Origin of the sequence: Kitasatospora sp. NPDC057198 (genome assembly GCF_042670125.1) — a bacterium.
Taxonomy (GTDB): Bacteria; Actinomycetota; Actinomycetes; order Streptomycetales; family Streptomycetaceae; genus Kitasatospora.
This window is the reverse complement of record NZ_JBHUWH010000892.1, coordinates 1-1,092: the sequence shown is the minus strand read 5'-3', so window position 1 is coordinate 1,092 and position 1,092 is coordinate 1. Positions and strand designations below refer to the sequence as shown.

At 76.8% G+C, this 1,092-nt stretch carries 1 protein-coding gene; it reads right to left on the bottom strand.

Going from position 1 to position 1,092, the window contains the following annotated elements; genetic code table 11:
* Positions 1-77 precede the first annotated feature (77 nt).
* Positions 78-932 carry a S1 family peptidase gene (locus ACFUEL_RS39895; RefSeq protein ID WP_380243152.1) on the bottom strand — a complete coding sequence of 285 codons (855 nt, stop codon included), beginning with the start codon at positions 930-932 and terminating at the stop codon, positions 78-80.
* Positions 933-1,092 lie beyond the last annotated feature (160 nt).

Below are 1,092 nucleotides of genomic sequence, written 5' to 3'. Positions count from 1 at the left end.
TCCCAGGGGCGGGCCGCCCGGCCGTGGCGTTTCCACCGCACGCCCGGCTTCCGCACGCCCGGCTGCGCGCACCCGGCTCACAGCACGTTGTGCACGGCCTCCGAGACCGCCGCGATCCGGGTGTACACCCCGGGGTGGTCGGCCTCCGCGCAGCCCGCGCCCCAGGAGACCAGCCCGGCCAGGCGCCCCGCCACCAGCAGCGGCCCGCCGCTGTCGCCCTGGCAGGCGTCCTTGCCGCCCTGCGCCTCGCCCGCGCACACCATGCTGCGGGCGTCGTACGCGCTGTCCGAGCCGCCCGGGTAGGCGTGCCCGCAGGTCTCGTCCGAGATGATCGGCACCGTGACCTGGCGCAGCGTGTTCGAGTAGCTGCCGTTGCCCCGGGTGTCCCCCCAGCCGAACACCGTGGCCGGGGTGCCGGGCGCGTACGGCTCGCTCTCGCCCGGGTTCACCAGCTGCAGCACCGGCCGGTCGTCCTGCGGCTCGGTCAGGGTGATCACCGCCACGTCCCGGGTGTTCGCGGTGAAGCTGTAGCCCGGGTCGATCCACACCCCGCGCACCGCCACCTCCCGCCCCGCGGTGCCCCGCAGGTCGTCCCGCCCGACGATCACCCGCAGCCCCGGCCGGTCGGTCGGACGGGCGGTGGTCTCGTCGTAGAAGCAGTGCGCCGCCGTGATCACCTTGGTCGGGCTGATCAGCGCCCCGCCGCAGAACTGCCCGGAGCGGGCCGAGCCGAACTGCTGCCGGCTGGCCAGCGCCACCATCCACGGGTGGTCGCCGGTGCTGGCCCCCGTCCCGCCGATGATCCGGCGCTGCGCGGCGGCCGGGCCGGCCGCGCCGAGCGCGATCAGCGGGGCGGGCAGGGCGGCCAGGGCGACGAGCGCGACCGCCCGGCGGCGCAGCAGCCGAGGCGCGAACGTGTCCAGGAAGGGCACCGGTTCTCCAGGTGGTTCGGCGGGGCTTCGGGGTGCCGCGGTTCGGGGCGCGGCACGGCAACCGGCCCAGCGTAGTCAGCCGATCACCCGGCGTGCCCGCACTGTGCCCGTCCGCCACCCCAACGGGCGACCCCCGGACACGCGAACGGGCCCCTCCGCC